Genomic DNA, 15,006 nt, shown 5'->3' with positions numbered 1-15,006 from the left:
TTGCCTAATGCCATGAGATCGACTCCGGCATTATGCTTACTTTGGACGATGCAAAACGCACCGACTCTGAAAGAGAGGTCAACATGGTCTGGTCTAGCTCGTTAGGAGGGGGGGCACCCGAGAAGGGCAATAAATGGTCAGGCGTGCCGATATGAAGCGTTTCATAAAGCGACTTGGAATAGTGGCCAGAAGAGAAGAAGGTTACGAATTCCGAAACGGAATCGGGCATGCCAAAAGCGCCGCTTGAGCATGTTTGGCAATCGGGGCAACGGTTACAGGATTTTTGCTTGTTGCTCTGTTCTCCGGCCACTTCCACGACTGAAATGCCACCATTTGTGCAGATCACCATCAAGCTGGACTCATTGGCCAGAGCCGAAGTGCAGACCTGCCATTGCATCAGCGTCAGCGATAAAACAACACACAGCCCCATGAGCAGTGTTGCTTGTCGCCGTACCGCATCGAACCACATGTTCGATGGCACGCCTTTGGGTGCGAGATGTTGACGAAGCAGATCCATGGGCGGGAGGGTATAGCAGGTGATATGTCGCTTGCTTGACAATTGTCAAATATGAATGCTGAACTCAAAATTTTTTATTTCCGGATCAAAGCTTCATCTGCTGCAATCGTTGCGTGCCAATCGCGAAGGCCCTTCCTGACATCTGGAGGCTTGCCATTGCAATGACTGAGAGTGGTGTGGATTCTACATCGGGGTCATCGAGTTCGGTTCCAAGCCATTTGGTGGAGGATCCGGACTGGGAACAAATTGACGGGGAAGTTGCTATCGTTCAAACCAGATGTCACCTTGTGTAGCTGATGTCATCTTGTGAGACCGCGGTGCTCCGGGTAGCATGTCGGCGCATTCATCACCAATATTCTAGTGAAGTTTCATGACCAAGGCCGATCGACAGGGCAATCGCCGCGACGAAGTCTCTCAATGGATAGCCGACGAAATCGAGCGCCGTGGGCCGGGGGGAAAGCTTCCACCCGTGCGCACGATGATGAAGCAATTTTCGACGGCCCAGCGTGTCATCCAGTCTGCTCTCGCCCCCTTCATTGCCGAGGGGCGGCTCACCGCGCGGAGCGGGGCGGGCATCACCATCGCAAGCGAGCCGGATCCCGAACAGGATGAATATGAAGCCGACGTGCTCGTGCTTTACCGGCTCTCCGATAGCCGACTGGCAAACAATCTGCTGCTCGAAATCGAAAAACGCATGAGAGGGCACGGTGTCAGCATTTTGGTTTTGGGTTTTGCCGACAACAGCCATGCAGAATCCGTTTTGCAAAGGTTGGGGCGCTTTCGCACCTGTTTGGTGCAAGTGCATTTTGCCCTGATCCCGTTGCCTTTGTTGGCAAAACTTCATCAACACGCCAACAGCGTTATTGTCGACGGCATTTCCGCGACCGGAGTAGGGCTTGATGGCATTGGCACCAACTGGCGCGAGGCATTGTCGTCCGCATGGTTCTATCTTCAGGATCTGGGGCATCAGAAGATCGCCTATCTCACATCCGCTCATGCAGCGCGCCAGATTGCCATGGCGCGCCGTGAGTATCAGCTGCTCTCGCGGGCTGATCATGGCGGGCAAAGCTGGCTTTACGAAATCGATGCCCTGCCCGGGTCCTACAAGAGTGACCAGATCCGGACCTGCCTTGCCGGGGCAAGAGACGCGTCGGGTGCCTTTCCCTTCACCGCGTTGATCGTGTGGGGCATCGTGGAAGGCTACGGGCTCGAGATGGTCTTGCGCGAGCTCGGTGTTGAAATAGGGCGGGATCTGTCCGTCGTGATGCTCGGAAGCGTCGATTTTGCTTCAGAGCATATGAACCTGTTTGACGTTGTCGGCTGTAGCAACGCTGAAAAACTCGACTGGTTTGAGAAGATCATGTTGTTAAGGGTCGCAGGAGAGGATGTGGAACCCCAAACACATTATCTGCCAATCCGATTGCAGCGCTTTGGCAGCGTGGATGACCTGACCGAATAGAGGAAGGATAGGTAGTTTCTTTGAAAGTGGGTACAAATCCCATTCTCAGAATAGTTGTACTCAACTAGCGTTGGCGGCATAAGACCTCGAAAAGGATCATTTATGTCCGCTGTTTCCTCCTCTCTTCCCGTACCAGATCAAACCATCGGCGTCGCCATCATTGGTGCCGGGGAACGCGGGATCTATTATGTCGGCAGTCGCATGGCAGAGCTGGCAGGTGAAACCGGTCTGCGGATCATAGTGGTTCATGATCGTTTGCCAGACCGGACAGCGCTTGCCGCAGAGCATCTCACCAATCTCTATATTCAGGCCGGTCTCGATCATCAGGTCGAAGCATCCGACAGCATGAAAGCGGCGATAGAGCGCGAGGATGTCGATCTGGTCCTCGTGACAACCCATACCAACGCCCATTTGGAGCCGGTCGAGATCGCGGCAAAGGCGGGCAAGCGGATTTACCTCGATAAGCCGATCTCGGTCACGCTTAAGGATGCGGAAGCCATTGCAGATGTCGAAAAAGCATCGGGCAAGCCGATCATGATGGGATTCACCCGCCGCTATGAGCGCCCATGGATAGAAGCGTTCAATCTCGCGCGAAATGGGCGCATCGGTGACCCGCAAATGGTGCTGCTGCGCTCTGTCATCCCCTATACACGCTATCTTCAGCTTTGGCACCGGACCAATGCCGCATCTGGTGGTGCGATCAACGACAAGGGCTCGCATCATTTCGATGTCCTCAACTGGGTGACCGGTGCCCGCCCGGTGTCCCTCTCGGCCTTTGGTGGCCGATCCGAAATATTCAAAGCTGACCCGGACGCGCCCGAGCGTTGTTCCGAATGCAGCCGGGATTGTCCCTATCGCCGTCATGAAACCCTCATTGACATCGCTGAAGGTGTTGCACGGGTGCCCAACAAATCGTGGCTGACGGCGACCGCGCCAGAAGACCGCAATGACAATTGCGTCTATTTACCCGGTTCCGACATCGACGATCACATGGTTGCAACGGTGCAATATGACAATGGCATGGTGGCCACACTCTTCTTTGCGATCTTCGGTCCCTATTCGGAGGATCAGGAAACCCTTGAAATCATTGGCAGCGCCGGGCGGCTGCGGATGGAGCGAGCCTCAGGCGCGATCGATCTTGTGAGTGACTATGGCCGCAAACGAGAGGTGATCCCCATGGCAAGCCCGGATCGGGACAGCTCGCATTTCGGGGCTGACAAGGAATTGGTGCGCAGCTTGCGACGTCTGGTCGATGGCGATGTCCCTCCGGTCGGTGTTGCGCAAGGCGTTGCGTCTTTGCGCCTTGTAACGGCTGCGCACAAGTCCCTCTCTTCGGGCGGTCGCACCGTCAATCTTGAGACTCTGGAGTTCATCTGATGCCCGTCGATCCAATCGTCCTGCCAAATCCCGATCTGATGCCACTGGCCAAGCGACTTGGTGTTGTGCCAGCCTATGGTGATATCCATAATCACTGTGACATTTCCTATGGGCACGGGCGCTTTGCCGATGCCTTGGCACGTGCCGCCCTGCAACTGGACTTCCTCTCGATCACCGGCCACGCTCACTGGCCCGACATGCCGGTGGACGAGCCGAGTGTGGCACATATCGTCGATTTTCACGTCAAGGGATTTGCCAAGCTCATTGCAGGTTGGAGCGGACATTTCAGCGCCCTTGCCGATGCCAGCAAGGACGGCTTCGTGGTCTATCCCGGCTACGAAATCCATTCCAACGCGCATGGCGACTACACCATCGTCTATCGGGATCTCACCATTCAGCCGCTCCATCTGGCAAACAGTCCCGGCGAGCTCAAGGATGTGTTGCAAAGCGACCTGCCGGGCAAGGCGTTCGCCTTTCCCCATCATATCGGCTATCGGCAAGGGGCGCGCGGCATCAATTGGAACAGCTTTGATGCAGACCTCTCGCCCTTTGTTGAAATGATCTCCATGCATGGTTGTGCCGAAACGTCAGAAACCGAGCGCGGCTATTTGCATTCCATGGGGCCGGTTGATGGCCATTCGACCATGGATTGGGGGCTCAAACAGGGCCACATTTTCGGCATTGTCGGCAACACGGACCATCACAGTGCATTTCCCGGCTCCTATGGCCATGGTCGCATGGCTGCTTATGGGCCGTCGCGGGAACGCGGTGATATCTGGCAGGCAATGACCGATCGCCACACCAACGCGTTGACCGGCGACCGCATTCATCTGCTCAGTGCCATCGGCGACGCGATCCAGGGCAGTGTCGTTGCACCTCAGCAGGATGCGATGCTGGAAATCGAAGCCATTGGTGGCGGATTTATCGACATGATCGACGTGATCCGCAATGGTGAGCTGTTTGCCCGTGTGTCTCCAACACTCGACCCGAACCCGGTTTCCGCAGTTTGTTCGTCGGATGAAACCTTCGAGACCATCCTCTATCTGGAAATGGGGTGGGGGGCGCGTGGCCGGTCGCATCTCTGGGAGGGGAGCATCGCGCTCTCTGATGGCGAAATCATCGGTCTGGAACCGCGCTTCAGGGGCGCCGAAGTTGTCTCGCCTCTTGAAGGCGATGATGCAGGCTATGCCCTGCCCACGGCGCTGCTAACGGACAATCGGGCAGCCTTCTGCGTGACTGCCGAAGCCAATCCGAACAATGCCACATCAGCGACGCAGGGCATCGCGCTGCACTGCCGCCTGTCGGCCAACAGCGTGGTCCATGCAGATCTTTGCGGCGTGCATCTCGATATCCCTGCATCCCGGCTGCTTGAAGGCGCTCTTTCGGGCAATCTGGGCGTCATCGACACGCCAGCTTACCGCTTCCATCCGCTGCCTTTGCCGCGGCAATGGCAGTGGCAGGGTACGGTGCCGCTCGGAGCTTTTAAGGATGGCGAAAATGTCTATCTACGCCTACGCCAGGCGGGTGGTCAGATGGCTTGGGCAAGCCCCATCTACTGCCGAAGCGGCGCATGAGATAAAATCACCAAACAGGGGAATGACGATGATGAGAAACAAGACAATATTGGCTTTGGGCCTGTTATCGACCATGCTGATGGCGCAAGGCGCTCTGGCAACTGATCTTTCTATTGTTCATGGTGCCGTCGGGCGGGATCATGATGTTCTGCGCGCAGCACTCGATCGCTACGAGGCCGAGAGCGGCAACAAGGTGACAATCGTTTCCATGCCCGAGCGGACCACTGACCAGTTTGCCCAGTTCAAGCTCTGGCTGTCCGCAAGGAATGCCGACATTGATGTCTACCGTCTTGATGTCATCTGGGCACCACAAATCGCCGATCATTTTGTTGACCTCACCGACGCCACCAAGGACATCATTGATGACTTTTCGCCAATGGCGCTGCAGTCCCAGAAGGTGGATGGCAAGCTGGTCGCTCTGCCGATGTTCCTTGGCGGTCCTGCTCTCTATTATCGGGCTGACCTTCTGGAAAAATATGGCAAGCCCGTCCCGAAAACCTGGGAAGAGTTGACGGCAACCGCAAAGGACGTGATGGATGAGGAGCGCGCCGCCGGTCACACCGACATGTGGGGCTATGTCTTTCAGGGGGCCGCCTATGAAGGCCTGACCTGCAACGCGATGGAATGGATTGCGTCGAGCGGCGGTGGTCAGGTGGTGGAACCCGATGGCACGATTTCGGTCAATAACGAGGCGGCGGCCAAGGCTCTTGATCTGGCGGCCACCTGGATCGGAGGCATCTCGCCTGAAGGTGTCCTCAATTATGCCGAGGAAGACGCGCGCGGCATCTTCCAGTCTGGCAACGCGGTCTTCATGCGCAACTGGAACTATGCCTATGCGCTGGTGAAGGGAGATGACAGCCCGATCAAGGATGGCGTCGCCGTGACCGTTCTGCCATCCGATGGCACCCATTCTCCTGCCTCCATTCTGGGCGGTTCGCATTTGGGTGTTTCCAAATATTCCAAGCATCCCGAAGAGGCGATTGATCTGGTGCGTTTCCTCAACAATTATGAGAGCCAGAAGGCCCGGGCAATCGACAGCTCGCGTCCACCAACCTTGATGCCTGTTTATGATGACAAGGAAGTGGCAGAGAAAGTCGAGTTCATTCCGCTTTGGAAACCGGTGATCGAGAATGCCATCATCCGCCCATCCGCTCCGACCAAAACCTCCTATAATGAGGCATCGTCGGAAATCTGGACCGCAGCCCACGATGTTCTGGAAGGAAAGACCACAGGCACCAAAGCGGTGGCCAAGCTCGCCGCACGCCTGAAACGCTTGAAAGGGTCGGGTTGGAAATAGGGCTCAAACCCTTCTGACAAAGCAATCACAAAGGTCCGGCGCTCGGTGCCGGACCCACCCACAAGAGCATATCCAAGTGCGCCATGAGGAGTGGACCAATGACTTCTGGATCGGGAGCCCGGCAGACGGGACTGATAAGGCAGCGCACCCGTTCTGCCTGGATGTTTGTCGCTCCCATGCTGGTCGTGTTGGCCATCGTTGCCCTTTACCCGCTGGCCGAAACCATCTGGTACGGCTTCACGGATGCCTCGCTGAATTCCATCGATAGCGCCCGGTTCGTCGGGCTTCAGAATTACCTCGAATGGCTTGACTATGGCGATGGCGACGGGGAATGGCTCGGCCTTCTGGCGGATGAACGCTGGTGGCAAGCCGTTTGGAACACATTGCGATTTGCTTTTATCTCGGTTTCGCTGGAAACACTATTCGGCATGATTATCGCTCTGGTGTTAAACAAGCAGTTTGCTGGCCGCAGTTTTGTGCGCGCCGCTGTTCTGGTGCCGTGGGCCATTCCGACTGTTGTGTCCGCCAAATTGTGGGTCTGGATGCTCCATGACCAGTTCGGCATCATCAATGACCTGATGTTGACTCTCGGTCTGATTTCCAAACCGATCGCATGGACAGCGTCGCCTGATACAGCCATGACCGCAATCCTGATCGTCGACATCTGGAAGACGACCCCCTTCATGGCCCTGCTCATTTTGGCTGGACTGCAGATGATCCCGCGTGACATCTATGAGGCGGCGCGTCTCGACCAGATCGGACCAATCAAGCTGTTTCGCAAGGTGACCCTGCCTCTGGTCATGCCAGCCGTGCTGGTCGCCATCGTCTTTCGTGCTCTTGATGCCCTACGCGTGTTCGATGTCGTCTATATCATGACGCCCAATTCCGACGAGACGCGCTCCATGTCGGTCTTTGCGCGGGAAAATCTCTTTGATTATGACAATTTCGCCTATGGGTCGGCGGCGTCGACGCTTCTGTTCCTGATCATTGCCCTCATCACAATCAGCTTCATCTATGGCACCAAAATGGATCTTTCAGGGGACAAGTCATGACGCGTAAACAAGTCAACCTGCTCAAGAGTTTCGGCTTCTACATCCTTCTGGCGGTGATTGTACTGCAGGCCCTGTTTCCCTTTTACTATGCCATCCTGACCAGCTTCAAATCCGGACAGTCCCTGTTTGAAGTGGACTATTTCCCGCGCGATTTTGATATAAAGAACTATATTTCCGCATTCGAAGACGGCTATTTCTTCTCCCAGATCCTCAATTCGGTCTTCGTGGCAACTGTCGTGGTGATTGCCTCCCTCGTGCTGGCGGTTACGGCCTCTTATGGTTTGGCGCGCATCCGCTTCCGTGGTCGGGGGGCATTGCTTTTCACGATCCTGTCGGTATCGATGTTCCCGCAAATCGCTGTGCTTTCGGGGCTCTTTGCAATGATCCGGGCGTTCGGCCTGTTCAATTCGCTTTGGTCTCTGGTCTTCTCCTACATGATCTTCACCCTGCCATTCACGGTCTGGGTCCTCACGACATTCATGCGTGAACTGCCGATTGAGCTGGAAGAGGCCGCGATCATGGACGGCGCCAAACCCTTGACCATCATTCGCCGGATTTTCCTGCCGCTTCTGTGGCCCGCTATGGTGACAACCGGATTGTTGGCCTTCATTCATGCATGGAACGAGTTCCTGTTCGCCCTCACGTTCCTGTCGACAGACGCGCAACGCACGGTCCCTGTTGCCATTGCCATGATTTCGGGGCAATCCGAGTTCGAGGTGCCCTGGGGCAACATCATGGCGGCTTCGGTGATTGTCACCGTGCCACTTATTCTGCTCGTTCTAGCCTTTCAACGAAAAATCATATCCGGCCTGACTGCAGGCGCGGTAAAGGGGTAACCATGGCCACTGTTGAGCTGATCAATGTTCGTAAATGCTACGACCGGGTCGAGGTGCTGCGCGATATCAATCTTTCGCTTCAAAAGGGAGAGTTTGTGGTTTTCGTCGGGCCTTCGGGCTGCGGAAAATCGACCCTTCTGCGGATGATTGCCGGCCTTGAGGATATCACGCAAGGGGACCTGCTTATCGATGGCGAGAATATGAATGACGTTCTGCCCGCTGATCGGGGGGTGTCGATGGTCTTCCAGTCTTATGCCCTTTATCCGCACATGAATGTATTCGAGAATATGGCGTTCGGGCTGGAGCAGGCGAAACTGACCAAAGAGGAAATCCGCTCTCGGGTCGAAGAAGCAGCGAAAATGCTTCAGATCACCGAACTGATGGATCGAAAGCCCAAGCAGCTTTCAGGCGGACAGCGCCAGCGGGTGGCCATTGGCCGGGCCATAACCAGAAAGCCGCGGGTCTTCCTGTTCGACGAACCTCTGTCTAATCTGGATGCCGCTTTACGCTCGGACACACGTGTCGAGATCGCTCGCCTTCACGGGAAACTGAGTGATACCACCATGATCTATGTGACCCATGATCAGTATGAGGCCATGACGCTCGCAGACCGGATTGTCGTGCTGAATGGTGGCAAGATCGAACAGGTCGGCACGCCGATGGAGCTTTTTGACAAGCCCGCGAGCCAGTTTGTTGCCAGTTTCATCGGGTCCCCGAAAATGAACTTCATCACCGGTGCCCTTGCGGAAAAACAAAAGGCTCATGTGCTTGGCCTGCGGCCTGAAGATATCAACGCCTCCTGCGAGAGTGGAGAATGGCAGGGCAAGGTGATCCTTGCCGAGGCTTTGGGCTCGGACACCTATCTGCATGTCGAAACCGATTTTTGCGACAAGCCACTGGTGGTGCGTGCGGCAGGGCGAGCACCATTCACGACCCACGGTCCGGTCTATCTGACACCGGATATGAGCCGAGCCTACCGCTTCGATGCAAATGGCAGCCCGGTGCGCTGATATTTCGGCCCTGCATCGAATCTGCCGATGATGCCACCGCATTCATCCGGCATTGTCGCAGGGAGTTCGTCGCCAAAGGGGGGCGAACATGGAGTCAAACCGGGATCCGGATTGCATCACGAAGCTTTGGGGCGGGTGCTTTCCCACGTCCTGATGATGGCGGGCAGGACCAGAAGATCGCCGATCAGCGCCATCACCAGCACCATCACAGACAGAATGCCGTAAAGCTGGGTTGTTGGCATCGGGCTCAGGATCGTCACGCCCCCTGTCAGCAAGGCCAATGTCGAAACGATTAGAGCCGGCCCGATATGTCTGATGGTCTCATTGAGCCTTTCCTGCCAGATCGGCAAGGCGGCCCTGGTGCCATGATAGTAATTCAGCATGTGAATGGTGCTATCCACCGCAATGCCAAATCCAACCGTCAAGGCGATGATGCTGTTGAACTGCAAACCATGCCCGGAGAGATAAAGAAAAGCGCCCACACTGGTCAGCGGCAGCAGGTTCGGCAAGATTGCATAAAGAGCCGTGATGGGAGAGCGGAGAAGGCAACCGATCAAAACAATGATCAGGACAATCGCGACCGCAAGACTGGCGCTGAGATTGCCGATGATATCTCTGGTGGACCGCGCCGTTTGTGCAGCGATGCCCGTGACCGTGATATCGGCGTCAGGATACTGCATTGCCAGCTGTGACAGCTTCGTTTCAAGGCTCTCGAGCAAGGGGTTGAGTTGCTGCGCATCCATCTCGGGCAATTGGCCACTCACAAGGGCCGAGCGTTGGGGAAGCAATATGAATGTCCCGAGGGAATCCACATTCTCATGGAAAAAGGCCCGTATCTCTGCATCGGTCTTGCCTGCCTTGCGCCGCCAATCATAGAGGCTGTAAAGGGACCAGACCTGCCTGATGTCCTGCTCAGCCTTCAGGATCCGATGCACCTCTCCAATCAGGTCGATCATGTCCGCGCTCACCTCGCTGCGTGCCGATTGCCACTGCAAGAAAACCTGAATGTTGCTCGTGCCACTCAGCTTCTGGTCGATCGTCTTGATCGCATGATAGGCGTCGCTGTCCCGTGGCAGATGATCGGTATAGAAGAAATGGGGCTCGTTGAGTGAATAGAGGTACCCGCCGGCGGCGACCATCAGCGCCCCGCTCAGGGCAATCCCTCTGCCCCATTTCATGACCAGACTGCTGGCAGCTTCGCTCAGATACGCAACCAGTTTTGCAAAAAGGTGGCCACCCGACGGGACATGCCCTTCTTTGAGCAAAAGGGTTGCCAGCGCGGGAATGATGGCCAGAACGGCAATGAAGGCCAGAGCTGTTCCATAGGCAGCGGTGAGGGCAAAGGTTGTGATTGTGGGCTGACCGGCAAGGGTGAGGGATATCAGGGCAATCGCCGTGGTGATGGATGTCAGGACGCTGGCCGGTCCGACTGTCCGGATGGTTGTTGCGATCGCATCATCGCGCGACAGCCCCGCCAATTGGTGTCGCCGAAGAGCAATCAGGAAATGGATGGCATTGGAAAAGGTAATGATCATCACCAAGGTCGGCACCACATTGGTGATGGCGTTGATATTGCGTCCGGTCCATCCCATGCCTCCAAGCAGCCAAATGGTGACAACCAGAGGCGGCGCAATGGCCAGGATCATATACCGGAACTGTCCGAAAAAGAGCCATGCGAGCAATATGCTGAGCAAGTAGGATGCCAGTCGGAACGTCAACTTGTCCGAGTTCAGGACATCCAGCAACAATGTACGCACAACGGGAATACCGGTCAGGCTGACCCGAACCGATTGTCCAGCGGTGCCTGTTTTCGCCAGTTGCTTGATTTCATCACAGAGCAAACGCACTTGCGCAAGATCCGTCAGCCCCTCATCGAGATTGATGATGAATAGCGTCGCCTTGTCGTCATCTGACAGGAGAGTCTTGGCGACAAAGGGGTGCTTCTTGAGGGCCGCTGCCACTTCATTCCTGTCATAGGTTGGGTCAAACGCGTCGGGTATGATGAAGCCGGACGAAGGATTGCTTTGGGAGGGAACATGTTGGGCATCGAAAATCGAGATGACCTTTTGCACACCATCCAGCAGCATCACGTCGAGCGATAGCTCGCCCAAGCGATGCAGTATGTCCGGGTCGAGCAGATTGTCGCCTTCGACAAGCAGCAGGATGTCATTTTCCCGGCTGGGATACTGTTTTGTGGCTTCTTCGAATTTGCCATAGGCAGCGTTGTCGGACTTGAACAAGTCACGGATATTGCTATCAATGCCAAGATGAGCCGCCCCATATAAAAAGAAGATGCAGGCAAGGAGAACGGCACCGAGCATCGATCTTGGATATTTCTGGGAAAGCAACCCAAGGCGTTCGAGACCAAAACTGACAACCATCTTCTACCACCAGATCTTCGTGTGTTAGTCGTGCAGCGGGGAAACCAGATTGCTGTTTGTCTCCCAACAGCACTCAAACGCCAAATGGTTGCGTTGCGGGCGCCTTACCCCGATGCTGAGTTAGATAAAGCTTACAAGATCCGACGACCCATCGATATATTCTTTGGTCCAGTACTGCCCTGTTATTGTGTACTAGTTCACTTGAAACCAATTCTTTTCTTCTTCACACTTCTCTTGACGAGACCAAATCTGTTGGGATCAGGATAATGAGAAGTGCCAGTTTTCCAACGAAATTGGAGAATGTTCCCTATCCGAAGGAAGCCATTTCCATTTTCCTTCACGGCTTTCTTCAAGCCAGCAAACTCTACCGGGATTTCTACATCATCGTCATCCTGCATATGTCTGGTTTTTTGACGGTCTCATACTTGAAAGGCATCACTCCGGTCTTTCGCGTTGGGATTGCCTATTTCTACACGTCATTCATTTTGTTCTTTTCGTATTTTCTTGTTCTCACTTTACTCAGATATACAAAAATACGCCTCAAGGGCACTGAAAGACCGTTCCTGTCCTTGATGCAAAGCTATTATTCCGCTTTGCGGAATGGGCATCGGGCGGGGCAATTCTTGAATGCCTATTGCATTTTCATAATTGCCTACACCTCATTCTCCATATTCAAATCCACGATCCCGAAACTGGTTCCCTTCTATGCCGATCCGGCCATAGCAGATCTGGAACACCGATTGTTCTTTGGTCAGTTTCCGCATGAACTGTTCGGCTGGGTCTATCAATATGAGTATCTGATTGTGTTTCTGGACGCCCTTTATCTTGGCTGGACGGCCATCATCGTGATTTTTGCTTTTTATTTGTCCCTCAAAAAGGACGCAAAAGAGCAGATCCGCATTCTCTATTGCTATGTTTTCGGGTTGCTTGTGGCCGGAAATATTATTGCGTTGCTTTTCTCTTCAGTCGGCCCTGTCTTCCATGGGAGTTTTTTTGCCGGAATCGATGCATATGACGCTTTGAACCTGACACTGAATGATATCCACGCGCGAACAAGCGGTGTGTGGGCAGTTGTTCTGCAAGGCTTGCTGCTGGACGCATACAGCAATGCCGACATACCGGTTTCCGGCATATCGGCGATGCCGAGTATCCATGTTTATCTTGCGTTTCTGATCGCGATTTCATTCAAGAAATACGGATACACCGCTTTCATCATCGGCTTTTCCTATGCAATCCTGATATTTTTGGGGTCCTTCCTTCTCGCCTGGCATTATCTATTGGATGGGGTGGTGTCGATCGCACTTGTATCGATCATGTGGCGCTTGTCTTCGCAGTTGAGCATCCGAGCCATCCACCGCGCACAAAACGAGTAGAAAGACGTGGCTTCGTATTTCAAAAGTGCTTCTTGATCTCGGAAATCATGGCTCGACCAATTGCCGAGATGGCTTGGTTCCGCGCATCCTTTCCTGCCTTGCTTTGCGTGATGTAAATCGCTGCCATAAAGGTCTGACCCTTCGGCGTTTGCAAAAAGGCAACGATTGCCCGCGTGCCGTGACCGCCGCTGCCGGTCTTGTCGCCGATGATCCAGCCGTCTGGAACATGGGGGCGGATCAGTTTGTCGGCGACCTGATCATCAATCATCCATTGCTTGAGCAGAGCAGCAGACGCAGGCTGAAGGGCACCGCCAAACAGAAGATTGTGCAACGAGGTCGTTATGGCACGCGGGCTTGTTGTGTCTCTGGGATCTTTCGGCGTGCCTTTGCTCATCTCAGGTTCCCATCTGTCCAGACGGGTTGTCGCATCGCCGATCCCTCGCAAAAAGCCAGTGAGGCCAGCAGGCCCGTTCACCCGTTTGAGCAACAGGTTGGCAGCGGCATTGTCACTCATGGTGACCGCTGCCTCGCACAGAGCTGAGATTGGCAAGCCACTAGCAAGATGCTTTTGGGTGATGGGAGACCAGTAAACCAGATCTTTCTTGCTGTATGTGACCTGATTGGTCAGGCTTTCGCGGCCTGCATCAACCTCTCCCAGAACCGCGCCGCAAAGCAAGGATTTAAAAGTGCTGGCCATGGGGAAGCGTTCATCCGAGCGATGGCTATAGGTCCAGTCGGACGCTGTATCGCGCAAGATCACGCCGATGCGGCCATCCAGTTTGGTCTCCCATGCGGCAACGGTCTCGCCAAGCTCTTGTGCCACAGCGAGACTGGAAAAGGCTGCACACAGCGCAAAGCCCAAAAAGACGGCCCTCAGCGAAGGGCGGCAATTTTCTGTCATGGATTTACTCCTGTTGATTGACGCGTGAAGATGCCGCCGATGATGTCGCCGAGGGTGCCAAAATTTTGGTGAATACCGGCAAGCAGGATGACGGGATCATTAAGAAAAGTCATTTTCATCACTATGCACGCGACGAAATATGCTATCAAACGACTAATTTTCCTGATGAGCATAAGATTGAGTCATGTAAATGGATCGCCCGGATATCCCTCTGAATGCCCTGCGCACGTTCGAAGCAACTGCAAGACAGGGCAGTTTCACAAATGCCGCTGTTGAGCTGCGTGTGACGCAAGCGGCGGTCAGTCATCAGATTGCACGGCTGGAAGACCTGTTGGGCTTTCAGCTTTTTCACCGAACCCGCGGAGGACTTTTGCTCACGGCAGAAGCGCGATTGCTCCTGCCCGTGCTTTCCACCAGCTTCGACCGGATCGGGGGACTTCTCGACAGATTTCAGGGCAGGCGCTTTGAGGAGACGCTCAATCTCGGGGTCGTCACCACCTTTGCCACAGGATGGCTTCTGAGACGGTTGGGAGAGTTCGAGCATCTGCATCCCGAAATACGCATCAGGATTTACACAAACAACAACCGGGTGAGCATCGCGCAGGAAGGGCTGGATGCCGCGATCCGGTTCGGGGAGGGCCGGTGGCCCGGGCTGGAGGCGAAACCTCTGATGACAGCGCCTTTGACACCGCTTTGTGCGCCGCTTGTTGCAGCAAGGCTGGAGGGCAAGACCAGCTTGCACAAGCAGAGGCTTCTCAGATCATACCGCTCCGATGAGTGGCCTTTGTGGTTCAGCAAGGCGGGGATGGCAGCGCCGCTTCTGGAAGGGCCGATATTTGACTCCTCAGTGGCAATGGCAGATCTGGTGACGGACGGATATGGCATCGCCTTGCTGCCCTTCAGGATGTTTGAATCCCGATTGGCTGCGGGCAGCCTTGTGCGGTGTTTTGAAGAAGAAATCACAACGGGCAGGTATTGGATAACCAGATTGACCACGAAGGAGCATAGTCCCGCATATGACCTGTTCGAAAACTGGCTGATAGACGCCGCTTCGTCCTCAGAGCCAGAACAAGAGACGGAACCACAGCCCATGAAACAATGAGGCGTCTTGTTTCGGCCGGTGCGCGCATGAATTATGATTGGACTGATCGCGTGGCTCGGTATGCAGGAGCGCTTTCAAACATGAGCTTGAGGGTGAAACCGAAGCCTTCACCTCAGTCTTTCCATCG

At 54.9% G+C, this 15,006-nt stretch carries 12 protein-coding genes; 9 read left to right on the top strand and 3 right to left on the bottom strand.

Features of this window, described 5'->3' with window-relative positions; all coding sequences use genetic code 11:
* Positions 1 to 4: 4 nt before the first annotated feature.
* The gene (locus DSD30_RS19615; RefSeq protein ID WP_157967789.1) at positions 5 to 469 is read right to left on the bottom strand and encodes a hypothetical protein; all 465 of its coding nucleotides are present in this window, start codon (positions 467 to 469) and stop codon (positions 5 to 7) included.
* A gap of 418 nt (positions 470 to 887) precedes the next feature.
* Here DSD30_RS19615 and DSD30_RS19610 point away from each other — a divergent pair, with 418 nt between their 5' ends.
* From DSD30_RS19610 to DSD30_RS19580, 7 genes are all read left to right on the top strand, one after another.
* Positions 888 to 1,976 (top strand): substrate-binding domain-containing protein, encoded by a 1,089-nt coding sequence (locus DSD30_RS19610; RefSeq protein WP_114011446.1) that lies wholly within the window; start codon positions 888 to 890, stop codon positions 1,974 to 1,976.
* Between the two features lie 102 nt (positions 1,977 to 2,078).
* A complete protein-coding gene (locus DSD30_RS19605; protein WP_114011445.1) occupies positions 2,079 to 3,353 on the top strand; it encodes a Gfo/Idh/MocA family protein in 1,275 nt (424 codons plus the stop codon).
* Complete coding sequence (locus tag DSD30_RS19600) at positions 3,353 to 4,927, top strand: CehA/McbA family metallohydrolase domain-containing protein (RefSeq protein WP_114011444.1); 1,575 nt, start codon at positions 3,353 to 3,355, stop codon at positions 4,925 to 4,927. Before DSD30_RS19605 ends, DSD30_RS19600 begins: the two co-directional genes overlap by 1 nt.
* Positions 4,928 to 4,958: 31 nt before the next feature.
* Positions 4,959 to 6,224 (top strand): ABC transporter substrate-binding protein, encoded by a 1,266-nt coding sequence (locus DSD30_RS19595; protein WP_198663063.1) that lies wholly within the window; start codon positions 4,959 to 4,961, stop codon positions 6,222 to 6,224.
* Between the two features lie 98 nt (positions 6,225 to 6,322).
* Complete coding sequence (locus DSD30_RS19590) at positions 6,323 to 7,276, top strand: carbohydrate ABC transporter permease (protein WP_245418551.1); 954 nt, start codon at positions 6,323 to 6,325, stop codon at positions 7,274 to 7,276.
* A complete protein-coding gene (locus DSD30_RS19585; protein ID WP_114011441.1) occupies positions 7,273 to 8,112 on the top strand; it encodes a carbohydrate ABC transporter permease in 840 nt (279 codons plus the stop codon). Before DSD30_RS19590 ends, DSD30_RS19585 begins: the two co-directional genes overlap by 4 nt.
* A 2-nt stretch (positions 8,113 to 8,114) precedes the next feature.
* Positions 8,115 to 9,122, top strand: a complete 1,008-nt coding sequence (locus DSD30_RS19580; protein ID WP_114011440.1) for an ABC transporter ATP-binding protein — start codon at positions 8,115 to 8,117, stop codon at positions 9,120 to 9,122.
* Positions 9,123 to 9,238: 116 nt separating this feature from the next.
* Here DSD30_RS19580 and DSD30_RS19575 read toward each other — a convergent pair whose 3' ends face one another.
* A complete protein-coding gene (locus DSD30_RS19575; RefSeq protein ID WP_114011439.1) occupies positions 9,239 to 11,503 on the bottom strand; it encodes an efflux RND transporter permease subunit in 2,265 nt (754 codons plus the stop codon).
* 293 nt (positions 11,504 to 11,796) lie between these two features.
* Between DSD30_RS19575 and DSD30_RS19570 the strand changes: the two genes are divergently transcribed.
* Positions 11,797 to 12,876, top strand: a complete 1,080-nt coding sequence (locus tag DSD30_RS19570; protein ID WP_157967788.1) for a phosphatase PAP2 family protein — start codon at positions 11,797 to 11,799, stop codon at positions 12,874 to 12,876.
* Positions 12,877 to 12,895: 19 nt separating this feature from the next.
* Here DSD30_RS19570 and bla read toward each other — a convergent pair whose 3' ends face one another.
* The gene (bla, locus tag DSD30_RS19565; RefSeq protein ID WP_114011437.1) at positions 12,896 to 13,777 is read right to left on the bottom strand and encodes a class A beta-lactamase; all 882 of its coding nucleotides are present in this window, start codon (positions 13,775 to 13,777) and stop codon (positions 12,896 to 12,898) included.
* Positions 13,778 to 13,967: 190 nt separating this feature from the next.
* Between bla and DSD30_RS19560 the strand changes: the two genes are divergently transcribed.
* Positions 13,968 to 14,879 carry a LysR family transcriptional regulator gene (locus DSD30_RS19560; RefSeq protein WP_114011436.1) on the top strand — a complete coding sequence of 304 codons (912 nt, stop codon included), beginning with the start codon at positions 13,968 to 13,970 and terminating at the stop codon, positions 14,877 to 14,879.
* The last annotated feature ends 127 nt before the right edge of the window (positions 14,880 to 15,006 follow it).

Source organism: Cohaesibacter intestini, assembly GCF_003324485.1.
GTDB lineage: Bacteria > Pseudomonadota > Alphaproteobacteria > Rhizobiales > Cohaesibacteraceae > Cohaesibacter > Cohaesibacter intestini.
This window is presented reverse-complemented; position numbering and strand designations above follow the sequence as displayed.